This is a genomic window from Kitasatospora sp. NPDC056327, assembly GCF_042261735.1.
In the GTDB taxonomy this organism is placed as follows: domain Bacteria; phylum Actinomycetota; class Actinomycetes; order Streptomycetales; family Streptomycetaceae; genus Kitasatospora.
In genome coordinates this window covers 1-13,314 of sequence record NZ_JBHJRC010000232.1, presented here as the reverse complement: position 1 = coordinate 13,314, position 13,314 = coordinate 1, and the positions used below count along the sequence as shown (strand labels likewise).

Below are 13,314 nucleotides of genomic sequence, written 5' to 3'. Positions count from 1 at the left end.
CGGCCGACACCGGGTCGGTCGCGGCACGGCGGGCCGCGTCGCCCCAGTCGGGCAGCAGCCGGAAGGCCGCGGTGTGCCGGGGCGGACGACGCCGAAGTGACGGCGGTCCGGTGTCGCGATCCCGGGACTCCGCGCAGTTCGGCGCGGACGATCCGCTTCGACTCGGCGCCCGGGTCGGGCTTGGCGCTCACCCCTGTCCCGGTGAAGCTCAGGCGGTGGCGCGGCGGGGTCTCGCCGGCGCCGACCAGGCGGAGGGCGTGCCGACGGACCTCCTCGGCCTGCTCCGGGTCCAGCCGGTCGATGAGGTCGTGGAGCTCGGCACAACGGTCGTCGGCGACACCCATCGCCTCACGATACTGCGGCCGGTGCCTGCGCCGGGGGCGTTCAGGCGGTGAGGGCCCGGGTCGGCCGGGTGGTCCTCGCGTGGGCCCCGTCGTAGCGGGTGAGGAGGAGGCGGGCGAGGTCCGGGGTGGGGGCGAGGACGTCGGCGAGGTGGTCCGCGCCGGCCTCCGCGGCGGCTCCGGCGATGCGGTCGGGCAGCAGACCGGGGGCCAGGAGGTAGGGCGAGACGGCGACCCGGCCGACGCCGGGGGCGCGCCGCAGGGCGGCGACGGCGTCGGCGACGCGCGGGCCGGCGGCGGAGGCGTAGGCGACCTCGACGGCGGCCCAGCCGCGGGTGCGGCGCCACTCGGCGGCGACCGCCCGGGTGGCGGCGTCGGCGGCCGGGTCGGAGGAGCCGGCCGCGGCCAGGACGACGCCGGTGCGGGCGCGGACGGCGGGGGAGGCGAGCTCCGGCGCGGCCTCGGCGAGCCGCCGGTCCAGTGCGGACAGCAGCAGCGGCGACGGGCCGAGGACGTCGGCCACCGGCAGGTCCGCACCGGCCGCGCGCAGGGCGGCGGGGATGTCGTGCTTGGCGTGGAAGGCCCGGTTGAGCAGCAGCGGGACGGCCACCGCGGCGGAGCCGAGCCGGCCGGTCACCTGCGGGATGCGCGGCGCGCAGTGGTCCAGGTAGGCGGTGGCGACGTCGAGCCCGGGCCGCAGCGCCCGGACCTGGCCGACCAGGGCGGCCACCGTGGCGGCGTGCCGCGGGTCGCGGCTGCCGTGGGCGATCAGCAGCAGGGCGGGGCTGCCCGCCGCCACCGGGGTGGCGGGGGCGGCGGACAGCCGTCGTTCGGTCATGCGGAGGGCCTCACTTACCGGTGGCCAGCAGGCCGCGGTTGCGCAGGACCCGGCGCTCGACCGGGGTGAACACGAGCAGTTCGATGGCGATGCCGACGAACAGGATGAGGATGATGCCGAGCAGCACGCCCGCCATGTCCGAGAACTCGCGCTGGTTCTCCAGGAACCGGCCGAGGCCGAGGCCCAGGTCGGGGGAGGAGGCGACGAGCTCGGCGGCCATCAGCGAGCGCCAGGAGAAGGCCCAGCCCTGCTTGAGGCCGGCCAGGTAGCCGGGCAGGGCGGCCGGCAGCAGGATGTGCCGGGCGCCGTTGAGGCCGGTGGCGCCGATGGTGCGGCCGGCCCGCAGGAACAGCGGCGGCACCTGGTCGATGCCCGCGACCAGGCCGTTGGCGATGGACGGGACGGCGCCGAGCAGGATGACCGCGTACATCATCGAGTCGTTGATGCCCAGCCAGATGACCGCGGCCGGCACCCAGGCCACCGAGGGCAGCGACTGGAGACCGGACAGGACCGGGCCGAGCGCGGCCCGCACCGGCTTGACCCGGGCGACCAGCAGGCCGATCGGGGTGCCGATGACGAGCGCGACCACGAAGCCGGACAGACCGCGCCAGACGCTCGTCCAGACGATCGAGAGCAGCGTGCCCTGGTACCAGAGGTCCTCGGCGGCCCGCCAGACGTCCAGCGGGCTGGGCAGCTTGTACTCGGTGGTGACGTGCAGGCTGTACGCGCCCTGCCACAGGGCGAGCACCAGGAGGACCCCGAGCAGCGGCGGCAGGACCTTCTGCCGCAGCGTCTGGGTGACGGAGTTGCGCTGGGTGACGACCGCGTCCAGCGCGTCCAGCCCGGCCTCGACACCGACGAAGTCGGCGACGGCACCGCCGTGGCCCGGCGCGGCCTTGGTGGTGGTGTCAGTGCTGGCCATGGCGGCGGATCTCCCCACGCAGTTCTTCGGTGATCTCGATGGACAGGTCGGCGACACCGGAGGACTCGATCCGGCGCGGCTGCGGGAGGTCGATCCGCCACTCGCGGGCGACCCGGCCGGGCCGCGAGGAGAGCAGCACCACGCGCTGGGCGAGCCGGACGGCCTCCCGCACGTTGTGCGTGACGAAGAGGACGGAGAGCTTCTGCTCCGCCCAGATCCGGGTGATCTCGTTGTGCAGGACGTCACGGGTGATGGCGTCGAGCGCGGCGAACGGCTCGTCCATCAGCAGCACGGAGCTGCCCTGGGCGAGGGCGCGGGCCATGGCGACGCGCTGGCGCATGCCGCCGGAGAGCTCGTGCACCCGCTTGCCGTAGGAGCCCTGCAGCCGGACGAGTTCGAGCAGCCGCTCGGCCTCGGTGCGGCGCTCGGGGCGGGCGACGCCGGCGAGCTTCAGGGCGAGTTCGATGTTCTTGCCGGCGGTGAGCCAGGGGAAGAGCGCGTGTTCCTGGAACATCAGCGCGGGGCGTCCTCCGGGCACCTCGATGCTGCCCGCGGTGGGCTTGTCGAGGCCGGCGACCAGGTTGAGCAGGGTGGACTTGCCGCAGCCCGAGGCGCCGAGCAGCGTGACGAACTCGCCGGGGGCGACATCGAGGGTGATGTCGTCCAGGACGTGGGTCTGCGCGCCGGGGCGGCCGAAGGACTTGTGGACGTGCGAGAGCCGGACGGCGGGAGAGCCGTCGCGGGTGCCGACGCCTGCGGCGTCGTCCGAGGTGGTCAGTGCCGGAGTCATTCCGGGCACCTCCTGCGTGGTGTGGTCTGGCATCTGGTGTCAGGGAGTGGGAGCCGGGGTCCGGGCCCCGCCCGGCCCGTGCTCGGGGCATCGAGCGGGCATCGACGGGGACGGGCGGGGGTCCGGACCGCGGGGTTCGTGCGCGGTGGTGCGGTACTGCGTGCGCTACTTGGCGCCGAGTCCGGCGTCCGCGACGGGGCTCTGCCCCTTCTCCTTCAGCACCTTGTTGAGCGGAGCGAGGTCGTAGATCCCGTTCAGGTTCGGCTTCTTGAGGAGGCCGGCGGTGACGGCGTTGTCGGCCTCGGTCTGCAGGGTGGCCGCCAGCGGGTCGTCCAGGAAGTCGATGTCGGCCCAGGCCGGGTCGAGGATGGCCGGCTCCAGGGCGTTGCCGGCCTCCTTCTTGATGGCCTCGTTGGCGGTGGCCTTGGCCTTGTCCGGGTTGGCCTTGATGAAGGCGTTGGTGTTCACCGAGCCGCGCAGCACGGCCTCGACCACGTCGGGGTGTTCGGCGAGGAACTTCTGCGAGACGATGATGTTGGTGATCACGAACTTCTTGTCCGGCCAGATGTCCTTCTCGTTGAGGAGGACCTTCGCGCCGAGGGTGACCAGCTTGGACGCGGTCGGCTCGGGCACCCAGGCGGCGTCGATGGAGCCCTGCTTGTAGGCGTCCGGGGTGACCTTGTTGTCCGAGCGGACGACGCTCACGTCGCCGGCGCCGGACTGGGCGTCGACCTTGTAGCCCTTGCCGGCCAGGTAGTTGAGCAGCGCCACGTCCTGGGTGTTGCCCAGCTGCGGGGTGGCGATCTTCTTGCCCTTGAGGTCGTCCAGCGAGGTGATCTTGTCCGGGTTGGCGACCAGCTTGACGCCGCCCGAGGCCGAACCGCCGATGATCTTCAGCGACTTGCCCTCGGACTTGGTGAAGCCGTTGATCGCCGGGGAGGGGCCGATCCAGCCGATGTCGATCGAGCCGGCGTTGAGCGCCTCGATCTCGGCCGGGCCCGCGTTGAAGATCTGGGTCTTGACCTGGGTGGAGCCCAGCTCCTTCTGGAATATGCCTTCCTGGAGGCCGACCAGCGGGGTGCCGTGGGTCAGGTTGGCGAAGTAGCCGATCTTCACGGTGTCGGCGGAGAGCTTCACGCCGGAGGCCGAGCCGGCCGCGGGGGCGGCGTCGGTCTTCTTGTCGTCGTTCTTCGAGCCGTAGCCGCAGGCGGAGAGCAGCGCGACGGCGGTGAGGCCGGCGACGGCCGCCGCGGCGGAGCGTCTGATCCGGCCGGAGCCGGGCTGTGCGGAGGTATGCGGAAGTGCCTGGTTCGGTGCCATGGAGTGTCCTGTTCGCGGACGGACCGTCAGGAAGCCGGTCTCGGGCGGACGTTCGGTCAAGGTTGTGCTTGCGGCACCGCACGGGGTGCCGGGCAAGCCGGGCCGGTGGACGCTGCTGCGCCTGCTGTGGGGAGGGACAGCGGCGAGCCGGCCCGGTGACAGGACGTTCTCAGCCCTGTCGGCCCACACATCGCGTCAGGCCGCCCTGGCCACTGCCGAGGACGCCGCTGCCGATGCGGCCGCCTTCCTTGTCCATGCCCGAGAACGCCTCGCTGGGCATCAGACCCAGTCCTCCTCGTCGGGTTCGTTGGCGTCGGTGGTGCGTACGGTCTCGAAGGCCTCGCCCGCCATGCCGGCGGTGAGGGTGGTGCCGTCGGCCGGGTCGATCAGCAGGAACGAGCCGGTCCGGCGGTTGTCGGTGTAGTCGTCGAGCGCCAGCGGCTCGGCGGTGCGCAGCACCACGTGGCCGATGTCGTTGACGTTCAGCCCCTCGGCGCCGGAGCGCTGTTCGAGGGTGTCGATGTCGATCCGGTAGGTGATCTCCTTGACCAGCGCGCGCACCGTGCGGGTGGTGTGCTTCAGCAGCACCTTGTCGCCGGCCCGGAGCGGGCGCTCGCTGAGGTGGCTGACGGTGGCTTCGAGGTCCTTGGTGGGGACGGGCACCGCGCCGGCCGCGATCAGGTCGCCGCGGGAGATGTCGATGTCGTCGGCGAGGCGCACGGTGACCGACTGGGGGGCCCAGGCGATGTCGGTGGCCCGGCCGAGCGCGTCGATGCCGGCGACGGTGGTGGTGTGGCCCGACGGCAGCACGGTGACGGCGTCGCCGACCCGCAGCACGCCGGAGGCCAGCTGGCCCGCGTAGCCGCGGTAGTCCGGGTGCTCCTCGGTCTGCGGGCGGATCACGTACTGGACCGGGAAGCGGGCCGGCTCGACGCTCGGGTCGCTGCCGACCGGCACGGTCTCCAGGTGCTCCAGCAGGGTCGGGCCGCCGTACCAGTCCATGTGCGCGGACGGCTCGACGACGTTGTCCCCGGCGAGCGCGGAGATCGGGACGGCGACGACGTCCTTGACGCCGAGCGAGGCCGCGTAGGCGGTGAACTCGGCGGCTATCGCGGCGAAGGCGGGCTCGGCGTAGTCGACCAGGTCCATCTTGTTGACGGCCAGCACGACGTGCGGCACCCGCAGGAGGGCGGCGACCGCGGCGTGCCGGCGGGTCTGCTCGACCACGCCGTTGCGCGCGTCGACCAGGACGACGGCCAGCTCGGCGGTGGAGGCGCCGGTGACCATGTTCCGGGTGTACTGCACGTGCCCGGGGGTGTCGGCGAGGATGAACCGCCGCCGCGGGGTGGCGAAGTAGCGGTAGGCGACGTCGATGGTGATGCCCTGCTCGCGCTCGGCCCGCAGGCCGTCGGTGAGCAGCGCGAGGTCGGGCGCCTCCTGGCCGCGGCTGCGGGAGGCGTGCTCGACGGCCTCCAGCTGGTCGGCGAGCACCGACTTGGAGTCGTGCAGCAGCCGGCCGACCAGGGTCGACTTGCCGTCGTCGACGGAGCCCGCGGTGGCGAAGCGCAGCAGCGAGGTGGCGGTGCCGGTCTGGGTGGTGCTCATTAGAAGTATCCCTCGCGCTTGCGGTCTTCCATCGCGGCCTCGGAGAGCTTGTCGTCGGCGCGGGTGGCGCCGCGCTCGGTGAGGCGGCTGGCGGCGATCTCGGCGATGACGGCCTGGATGGTGGTGGCGTCGGAGTCGACGGCACCGGTGCAGGACATGTCACCGACCGTGCGGTAGCGGATCAGCCGCCGCTCGACGGGCTCGTTCTCCTTGGGGCCGCCCCACTCGCCTGCGGTCAGCCACATGCCGCTGCGGGCGAAGACGTCGCGCTCGTGGGCGTAGTAGATCTCGGGGAGCTCGATGTTCTCGCGCTCGATGTACTGCCAGACGTCCAGCTCGGTCCAGTTGGAGAGCGGGAAGACGCGCACGTGCTCGCCGACGGCGTGCCGGCCGTTGTAGAGCGACCACAGCTCGGGGCGCTGGCGGCGCGGGTCCCAGGCGCCGAACTCGTCGCGCAGGGAGAAGACGCGCTCCTTGGCGCGGGCCTTCTCCTCGTCGCGGCGTCCGCCGCCGAAGACGGCGTCGAAGCGGCCCTTCTCGATGGCGTCGAGCAGCGGGACGGTCTGCAGCGGGTTGCGGGTGCCGTCGGGGCGCTCGCGCAGCACGCCGCGGTCGATGAAGTCCTGGACCGAGGCGACGTGCAGCCGCAGGTTGTGCCGGGCCGCCACGCGGTCGCGGTACTCGATGACCTCGGGGAAGTTGTGGCCGGTGTCGACGTGCAGCAGCGAGAAGGGGATCGCGGCCGGCCAGAACGCCTTGAGCGCCAGGTGCAGCATGACGATGGAGTCCTTGCCGCCGGAGAAGAGGATCACCGGGCGTTCGAACTCCCCCGCGACCTCGCGGAAGATGTGCACCGACTCGGCCTCCAGCGCGTCCAGGTGGGACAGCGTGAAGGGGTTGTCGTCGGCCTGCACCAGGCTCTGGGTCGCGGTGGTCATGCCAGGCCCCTCTCGGTCAGGAAGGCGTGCAGCTCGGCGGCGGACTCGGCGACCGCCCGGCCCTGGGTCTGGAGCCGCAGCTCCGGGTGCTCGGGGGCCTCGTAGGGGTCGTCGACGCCGGTGAGGCCGGAGATCTCGCCGGCCGCCTGCTTGGCGTACAGCCCCTTGACGTCGCGTTCGGCGCACAGCTCCACCGGGGTGGCGACGTGGATCTCCAGGAAGTCCGTGCCGTGCTCGGCGTGCCGCTCGCGCACGGCGGCGCGGGAGTCGGCGTAGGGCGCGATCACCGGGGCGAGCACCTTGACGCCGTTGGCGGCGAGCTTCTCGGCGACGAAGCCGATCCGGGTCACGTTGGTGTGCCGGTCCTCGCGGCCGAACCCGAGGCCCTTGGAGAGGAACTCGCGGATCTCGTCGCCGTCCAGGACCTCGACCCGGTGGCCCTCGGCGCGCAGCCGCTCGGCCAGGGCGAAGGCGAGCGTGGTCTTGCCGGCGCTCGGCAGTCCGGTCAGCCACACGGTGGCGCCGCGCTCACAGGGGCCGGCCGCGGGGGCCGCCTCTGCGGCTCCGGCGGCGGCCAGGGTGTCGGCTGTCGTCACTTCGGTAGTCCTTTGAACGGGGTGTCGACGGGTTGAGCGGGTGGTGCGGGCGGGCCGGTCCGGAAGGTCCGGCGGTCCGCCTAGAGGTGGATGCCGCACTCGGTCTTGCCGGAGCCGGACCAGCGGCCGGCCCGGCCGTCCTCGCCCTCGCCCGGCTTGCGGGTGCAGGAGAGCGGGGAGCAGCCGATGGAGGTGTAGCCCTCCCACAGCAGCGGGTTGAGCAGGACGCCGTTGGCGTTGACGTAGGCGTCGACGTCGTCCTGCGTCCAGCGGGCGATCGGCGCGAGCTTGACCTTGCGGCGCCGGGCGTCCCAGGCGACCACCGGGGTGTTCGCGCGGGTCGGGGACTCGTCGCGGCGCAGCCCGGTGGCCCAGGCCTCGTAGCCGCCGAGGCCGCGGTTGAGCGGCTCGACCTTGCGCAGCGCGCAGCACTGGTCGGGGTCGCGGTCGTGCAGCCGCGGCCCGTACCGCTCGTCCTGCTCGGCGACGGTGAGAGCCGGGGTGAGCGTGATGACGTTGACCGGCATGGTCGCGGCCACCGCGTCCCGGGTGCCGATGGTCTCGGGGAAGTGGTAGCCGGTGTCCAGGAAGACCACGTCCACGCCGGGGAGGACCGAGGAGGCCAGGTGGGCGACGACCGCGTCCTCCATGGAGGAGGTGACGCAGAAGCGCTTGCCGAAGGTGTCGGCGGCCCACCGCAGGATCTCCTGCGGGGTGGCCTCCTCCAGCTCCCGGCCGGCCCGGGTCGCCAGCTCCTCGTGGTCAGTGGTCGTGCTGGTCACTCTGACTACCCCCGTTGGTCGGTGACAACAGGCCGAGGAACTTGAGCTGGAAGGCGCGGCGGCAGCCGTGGCACTCCCAGGCGCCGTGTCCGGCCTCGGACGGGCGCAGGTCCTCGTCCCCGCAGTACGGGCAGAAGAACGGTGCGGCGCGCTCGCTCACGACAGCTGCTCCTCACTGGCGCGGGCCGCCCACTGGGCGAAGCGCTCGCCCTCGGTGCGGTTCTCCCGGTACCGGGTCAGCACGCGCTCGACGTAGTCGGGCAGGCCGTCCTTGGTGACCTTGAGGCCGCGGACCTTGCGGCCGAAGCCGGCCTCCAGGCCGAGCGCGCCGCCCAGGTGCACCTGGTAGCCCTCGACCTGGTTGCCCTGGTCGTCCGTCACCAGCTGGCCCTTGAGACCGATGTCCGCGACCTGGATGCGGGCGCAGGCGTTCGGGCAGCCGTTGATGTTGATGGTCAGCGGCTCGTCGAAGTCGGGCAGCCGCTGTTCGAGCTCGTCGATGAGCGTGCGGCCGCGCTCCTTGGTCTCGACGATGGCGAGCTTGCAGTACTCGATGCCGGTGCAGGCCATGGTGCCGCGGCGGAATGGCGAGGGGGTGACCCGCAGGTCGAGCGCCTCCAGGCCGGCCACCAGCGACTCGACCCGGTCCTCGGCGACGTCGAGGACGAGCATCTTCTGCTCGGCGGTGGTGCGCAGGCGGTCGCTGCCGTGGGCCTCGGCGAGGTCGGCGATCCGGCCGAGCAGCCGGCCGTCGACCCGGCCGACCCGCGGCGCGAAGCCGACGTAGTAGTTGCCGTCCTTCTGCCGGTGCACGCCCACGTGGTCGCGCCAGCGGCCGGCGGGCTCCTGCGGGGCGGGACCGTCGATCAGCTTGTACTTGAGGTACTCGTCCTCCAGCACCTGGCGGAACTTCTCGGTGCCCCAGTCGGCGACCAGGAACTTCAGCCGGGCGCGGTTGCGCAGCCGGCGGTAGCCGTAGTCGCGGAAGATGCCGATGACACCGCCGTAGACGTCGGCGACCTCGTCGAGCGGGACCCAGGCGCCGAGCCGGACGCCGAGCTTCGGGTTGGTGGACAGGCCGCCGCCGACCCAGAGGTCGAAGCCGGGGCCGTGCTCGGGGTGGACCACGCCGACGAAGGCGACGTCGTTGATCTCGTGGGCGACGTCCAGCAGCGGGGAGCCGGAGACGGCGGACTTGAACTTGCGCGGCAGGTTGGAGAAGTCCCTGTTGCCGATGAAGCGGCGCTGGATCTCCTCGATGGCGGAGGTGCCGTCGATGATCTCGTCCTCGGCGATGCCGGCCACCGGGGAGCCGAGGATGACGCGCGGGGTGTCGCCGCAGGCCTCGGTGGTGGACAGGCCGACGGCTTCGAGCTTCTGCCAGATCGCCGGGACGTCCTCGATCCGGATCCAGTGGTACTGGACGTTCTGGCGGTCGGTCAGGTCGGCGGTGTTGCGGCCGTACTGCTCGGAGACCTCGGCGACGGCGCGCAGCTGGGCGACCGTCAGCCGGCCGCCGTCGATCCGGACGCGGAGCATGAAGTACTCGGCGTCGAGCTCGTGCGGGTCCAGGATCGCGGTCTTGCCGCCGTCGATGCCCTCCTTGCGCTGGGTGTACAGACCCCACCAGCGCATCCGGCCGCGCAGGTCGGCGGGGTCGATCGAGTCGAAGCCCCGCTGCGCGTAGATCGTCTCAATGCGTGTCCGCACATTGAGACCGTCGTCGTCCTTCTTGAACTGCTCGTTGGCGTTCAGAGGAGTGAAGTGGCCCATGCCCCACTGGCCCTCGCCGCGGTGACGGGTCACCTTGCGAGCGGCGGCGGGGCGGCGCGCGGGGGCGCTCTCGGCCGTGGGCTCGGCGGTCTCGGGGGTGGTGGCCATGGTGAAGTCCTTCGGGGCAGGTGGCTCTGACGCCGGGTGGATCGCGGAGCGTGCTCGGCGGTGCGGTGCTGCTGTGACCTGCGGATTCTCAGGGCCGGAAGAGCAGTGGCGGTGGCCGGGCGGGCGCCTGCGCATCCGCTTCGGCGGGGATGGCGGGAAGAATGGCGCCGGGGTGCGGTGGGAGGCGGCGGGGTAGGGCTCAGGTCACCGGACAGATGGCGCTGGACACACGAAGGAGATCGACGTGGAGTCGACCTACTAGGGTGGTTCCGGCGCTCGGCATGGCAAGAGATTCGCACGGCGCACGACTCCCGGTCCACTAACGTCCGGATTGTGGACCTCGGAGTTTCGCATCCCGAGATGTTCCGGCGTTCCCGCCGCTCCCGCCGACCGGGGGTCGGCGGCCCGCCCGGCCGCCCTCCGGCGCACCGCTCCGGTCGCGCCCCCCGGCGGTGCGCACACCACGTCCCGGCCGACCCGGCGGCGGGCCCGCGGGGCGTCCCGGGCGCGCCCCGGTCGCGTCCGGGCACCGGGAGATCGGCCGAGCGGGCCGGGCCCGATACGGTTGGCCCTGTGCAAGCAGCAGGCGAAGCGACGAGACCGAACCCCGAGCGGCCCTCCCGTCGTCGGGGCAAGGGCTCCCGGCGGGCGGCCAAGCGGTTCACCTGGCGGACCACCGCCTGGGCCCTGGTCAAGGACACCACCAACACCTGCGTCGAGTACCGGGTCACCGGGCTCGCCGCGGAGGCGGCGTTCTTCACCCTCCTCTCCATCCCGCCGCTGCTGCTCTGCCTGGCCGGAACGCTCGGCTACCTCGACGACTTCCTCGGCGCCGGCACCATCGACAAGCTGAAGGCCGACATCGTCAAGGCGGCCGGCACCGTCCTGTCGGACTCCTCCATCACCGAGGTGGTCCAGCCGCTGCTCAAACAGGTCTTCGACCAGACCAGGCCCGACCTGATCTCGATCGGCTTCCTGCTGTCGCTCTGGTCCGGATCACGGGCGCTCTACATCTTCATCGACACCATCACCGTGATGTACGGGCTCGACGGCAAGCGGGGCATCGTCAAGACCCGGCTGATGTCGCTCGGCCTCTACCTCGGCGCGCTGGTGATCGGCTCGCTGGTGCTGCCGCTGCTGATGGCCGGCCCCGGGCTGGTGACCAACGCCGTGCCGGAGAGCGCCGGGCTGATCAACGCCGCCTACTGGCCGTTCGCCATCCTGCTGCTGATCGTCTCGCTGACCACCCTCTACCACCTCGCGGTGCCGGTCTCCACGCCCTGGCGCGAGGACATCCCCGGCGCCCTGGTGGCGCTGGTGGTGCTGGTCTTCTGCAGCGTCGCGCTCCGGCTCTACCTGGTCAGCTCGATCGAGGGCCACTCGGTGTACGGCTCGCTGGCCGCCCCGGTGGCCGTGCTGCTGTGGATCTTCGTGGTCGCCCTCGCGGTGCTCATCGGCGCGGCCATGAACGCGGCCATAGACCGCCGCTGGCCCACCCTGGAGACCGCCGACGCCCGCGCCGAGAACGAGCGGGCGCAGGAGGAGGCGGCCGCCGCGGTGGTCCGCGAGGTGGCCGCCCGGCGCGCCGTCGAGCGGGCCCGGCGGGCGCGCGAACTGGGCCTTGCCGAGGGCGGTGAGGAGGAGTACTGGGAGGACGACGGCGAGGAGGCCGACGTGCCCTCCGAGTACCCCGAGCGCTGGGCCGACGTGCTCGCCGCCGACAACGTCCGCGGCCGGATCAGCGCCCGCGGCGGCGGCCCGCACCACCGCCCCGCCCCGCCCCCGCCGGACAGCGACCGGCCGACCGCCCCGCCGCCCGAGTACCCGCTCCCGAGCCGCCCGCCGCGGCCGCCGTGGGACCAGCGCTGAGCCGTCGGCGCGGGAGGAACGGCAGGTGAAAAACCTGTTGGCAGGTCCGGGCCGGCCCGCTAGCGTGTGAGCGTCCGGTTCGGGCGGCGTCGGCGCCGCCCGAGGAGAGAAAGCAGGAGGTGGGTCCCGTGGCCACGACTGTCATGACGGCTGCCCTTGGCAGCGCCCGCACCCGTCTCTCCCTGCCGGCCGCCGGCTGACGTAGCCCTTCGCGCACGCAGCCGCAGCAGCCCGCGGGATCACTTTCCTCCCGAAGGGCCCACTGCGTTGTTCGACGCTGCCTCCGTTTCCTCCTCCTTCTCCACCCCCGCCGACGGCCCCGCGGCCGTCCCCCCGCTCACCGGCTACGGCTGGACGGCCGAACTCGACGACCTGTTCGCGCCGCTCGCCGAGGCCGGGCTGGTCGCCGCCCGGATCGTCCGGGTCGACCGCGGCCAGTGCGACGCCGTGCTCGCCGACCCGGTGACCGGCGAGCTGCGCACCGTCCGGGCCGACACCCGGCAGGTCGGTGACCTCGACATGATCAACTGCCCCTGCACCGGGGACTGGGCCGCCGTCGACCTCGCGCCCGGTCTGCCGATGCCCGCCGTCGCGGCGCTGCTGCCGCGTTCCACCGCGATCATCCGCAAGGTGGCCGGCAAGCGCTCCGACGGCCAGGTGCTCGCCGCCAACGTCGACACCGTGGTGATCGCCGCCTCGCTCGCCGCCGAACCCGACCTCGGGCGGATCGAGCGCTTCCTGGCCCTCGCCTGGGAGTCCGGCGCCGAGCCGGTGGTGGTGCTCACCAAGGCCGACCTGGTCGACGACGCGGACTTCATCCGCGCCGACGTCGAGGCCGCCGCCCCCGGGGTCACCGTCCTGGTGGTCAGCGCCGAGACCGGCGAGGGCATCGACGTGCTGCGCGCCTGCACGCCCGGCACCACCGCCGTGCTCGGACAGTCCGGTGTCGGCAAGTCCACCCTGACCAACGTGCTCGCCGGGGCCGACGTGATGGCCGTTCAGGCGGCCCGTTCGGGCGACCAGAAGGGACGGCACACCACGACCACCCGGGAACTCGTCCTGCTGCCCGGCGGCGGGGTGCTGATCGACACCCCCGGTCTGCGCGAGGTCGGCCTCTACGGAGGGGAGGGCGTCGCCCTCGCCTTCGCCGACATCGAGGAGCTGGCCGACCGGTGCCGCTTCCACGACTGCCGGCACGACAGCGAGCCCGGCTGCGCGGTGCTGGCCGCGCTGGCGGACGGCTCGCTGCCGGAGCGCCGGATGGCCAGCTACCGCAAGCTCCAGCGGGAGGGCGAGTGGATCGCCTCCCGGTCGGACGCCCGGCTGGCCTCGGCCCGGCTCAAGAAGTGGAAGACCATCACCAAGTCGATGCGGGCGGCGGGAGGTCCCGTGAAGCGCTGACGTCCGGCCCGCCGGGCGGCCGGGGCGGTGC

14 protein-coding genes are annotated in these 13,314 nt (G+C 72.8%); 2 read left to right on the top strand and 12 right to left on the bottom strand.

All coding sequences use genetic code 11. The features are described 5' to 3' along the window. The 12 genes from ACFCX4_RS27125 to ACFCX4_RS27070 all read right to left on the bottom strand — a co-directional run. On the bottom strand, positions 1 to 344 hold a 344-nt coding region (locus ACFCX4_RS27125; protein WP_376147540.1), incomplete at its 3' end, for a hypothetical protein. A gap of 40 nt (positions 345 to 384) precedes the next feature. After that, positions 385 to 1,179 (bottom strand): sirohydrochlorin chelatase, encoded by a 795-nt coding sequence (locus ACFCX4_RS27120; protein ID WP_376147537.1) that lies wholly within the window; start codon positions 1,177 to 1,179, stop codon positions 385 to 387. A 10-nt stretch (positions 1,180 to 1,189) separates the two neighbouring features. Next, entirely contained in the window at positions 1,190 to 2,101 is a 912-nt protein-coding gene (locus ACFCX4_RS27115) for an ABC transporter permease (RefSeq protein WP_376147534.1), read from the bottom strand. Then, the gene (locus tag ACFCX4_RS27110; protein WP_376147531.1) at positions 2,088 to 2,891 is read right to left on the bottom strand and encodes an ABC transporter ATP-binding protein; all 804 of its coding nucleotides are present in this window, start codon (positions 2,889 to 2,891) and stop codon (positions 2,088 to 2,090) included. The genes ACFCX4_RS27115 and ACFCX4_RS27110 overlap by 14 nt, the downstream gene beginning before the upstream one ends. Positions 2,892 to 3,056: 165 nt before the next feature. Further along, positions 3,057 to 4,211, bottom strand: coding sequence for an aliphatic sulfonate ABC transporter substrate-binding protein (locus tag ACFCX4_RS27105; RefSeq protein ID WP_376147528.1), 1,155 nt, complete (start codon positions 4,209 to 4,211; stop codon positions 3,057 to 3,059). A 279-nt stretch (positions 4,212 to 4,490) separates the two neighbouring features. After that, positions 4,491 to 5,816, bottom strand: coding sequence for a sulfate adenylyltransferase subunit 1 (locus ACFCX4_RS27100; protein WP_376147525.1), 1,326 nt, complete (start codon positions 5,814 to 5,816; stop codon positions 4,491 to 4,493). Next, positions 5,816 to 6,754: a sulfate adenylyltransferase subunit CysD gene (gene cysD / locus ACFCX4_RS27095; protein ID WP_376147522.1), complete on the bottom strand. Its 939-nt coding sequence runs from the start codon at positions 6,752 to 6,754 to the stop codon at positions 5,816 to 5,818. Before cysD ends, ACFCX4_RS27100 begins: the two co-directional genes overlap by 1 nt. Continuing rightward, a complete protein-coding gene (gene cysC / locus ACFCX4_RS27090) occupies positions 6,751 to 7,332 on the bottom strand; it encodes an adenylyl-sulfate kinase (protein WP_376147543.1) in 582 nt (193 codons plus the stop codon). The genes cysD and cysC overlap by 4 nt, the downstream gene beginning before the upstream one ends. Before the next feature lie 98 nt (positions 7,333 to 7,430). Then, complete coding sequence (locus tag ACFCX4_RS27085; RefSeq protein ID WP_376147519.1) at positions 7,431 to 8,132, bottom strand: phosphoadenylyl-sulfate reductase; 702 nt, start codon at positions 8,130 to 8,132, stop codon at positions 7,431 to 7,433. Further along, positions 8,113 to 8,292 carry a hypothetical protein gene (locus ACFCX4_RS27080; protein ID WP_376147516.1) on the bottom strand — a complete coding sequence of 60 codons (180 nt, stop codon included), beginning with the start codon at positions 8,290 to 8,292 and terminating at the stop codon, positions 8,113 to 8,115. The genes ACFCX4_RS27085 and ACFCX4_RS27080 overlap by 20 nt, the downstream gene beginning before the upstream one ends. Continuing rightward, the gene (locus ACFCX4_RS27075; protein ID WP_376147513.1) at positions 8,289 to 10,013 is read right to left on the bottom strand and encodes a nitrite/sulfite reductase; all 1,725 of its coding nucleotides are present in this window, start codon (positions 10,011 to 10,013) and stop codon (positions 8,289 to 8,291) included. The genes ACFCX4_RS27080 and ACFCX4_RS27075 overlap by 4 nt, the downstream gene beginning before the upstream one ends. Positions 10,014 to 10,212: 199 nt before the next feature. Continuing rightward, complete coding sequence (locus tag ACFCX4_RS27070) at positions 10,213 to 10,296, bottom strand: putative leader peptide (protein WP_310593185.1); 84 nt, start codon at positions 10,294 to 10,296, stop codon at positions 10,213 to 10,215. A gap of 290 nt (positions 10,297 to 10,586) precedes the next feature. Between ACFCX4_RS27070 and ACFCX4_RS27065 the strand changes: the two genes are divergently transcribed. Next, positions 10,587 to 11,882 carry a YihY/virulence factor BrkB family protein gene (locus tag ACFCX4_RS27065; RefSeq protein ID WP_376147510.1) on the top strand — a complete coding sequence of 432 codons (1,296 nt, stop codon included), beginning with the start codon at positions 10,587 to 10,589 and terminating at the stop codon, positions 11,880 to 11,882. Positions 11,883 to 12,149: 267 nt separating this feature from the next. Further along, positions 12,150 to 13,283, top strand: a complete 1,134-nt coding sequence (gene rsgA, locus ACFCX4_RS27060; protein WP_376147507.1) for a ribosome small subunit-dependent GTPase A — start codon at positions 12,150 to 12,152, stop codon at positions 13,281 to 13,283. Positions 13,284 to 13,314: the final 31 nt, after the last annotated feature.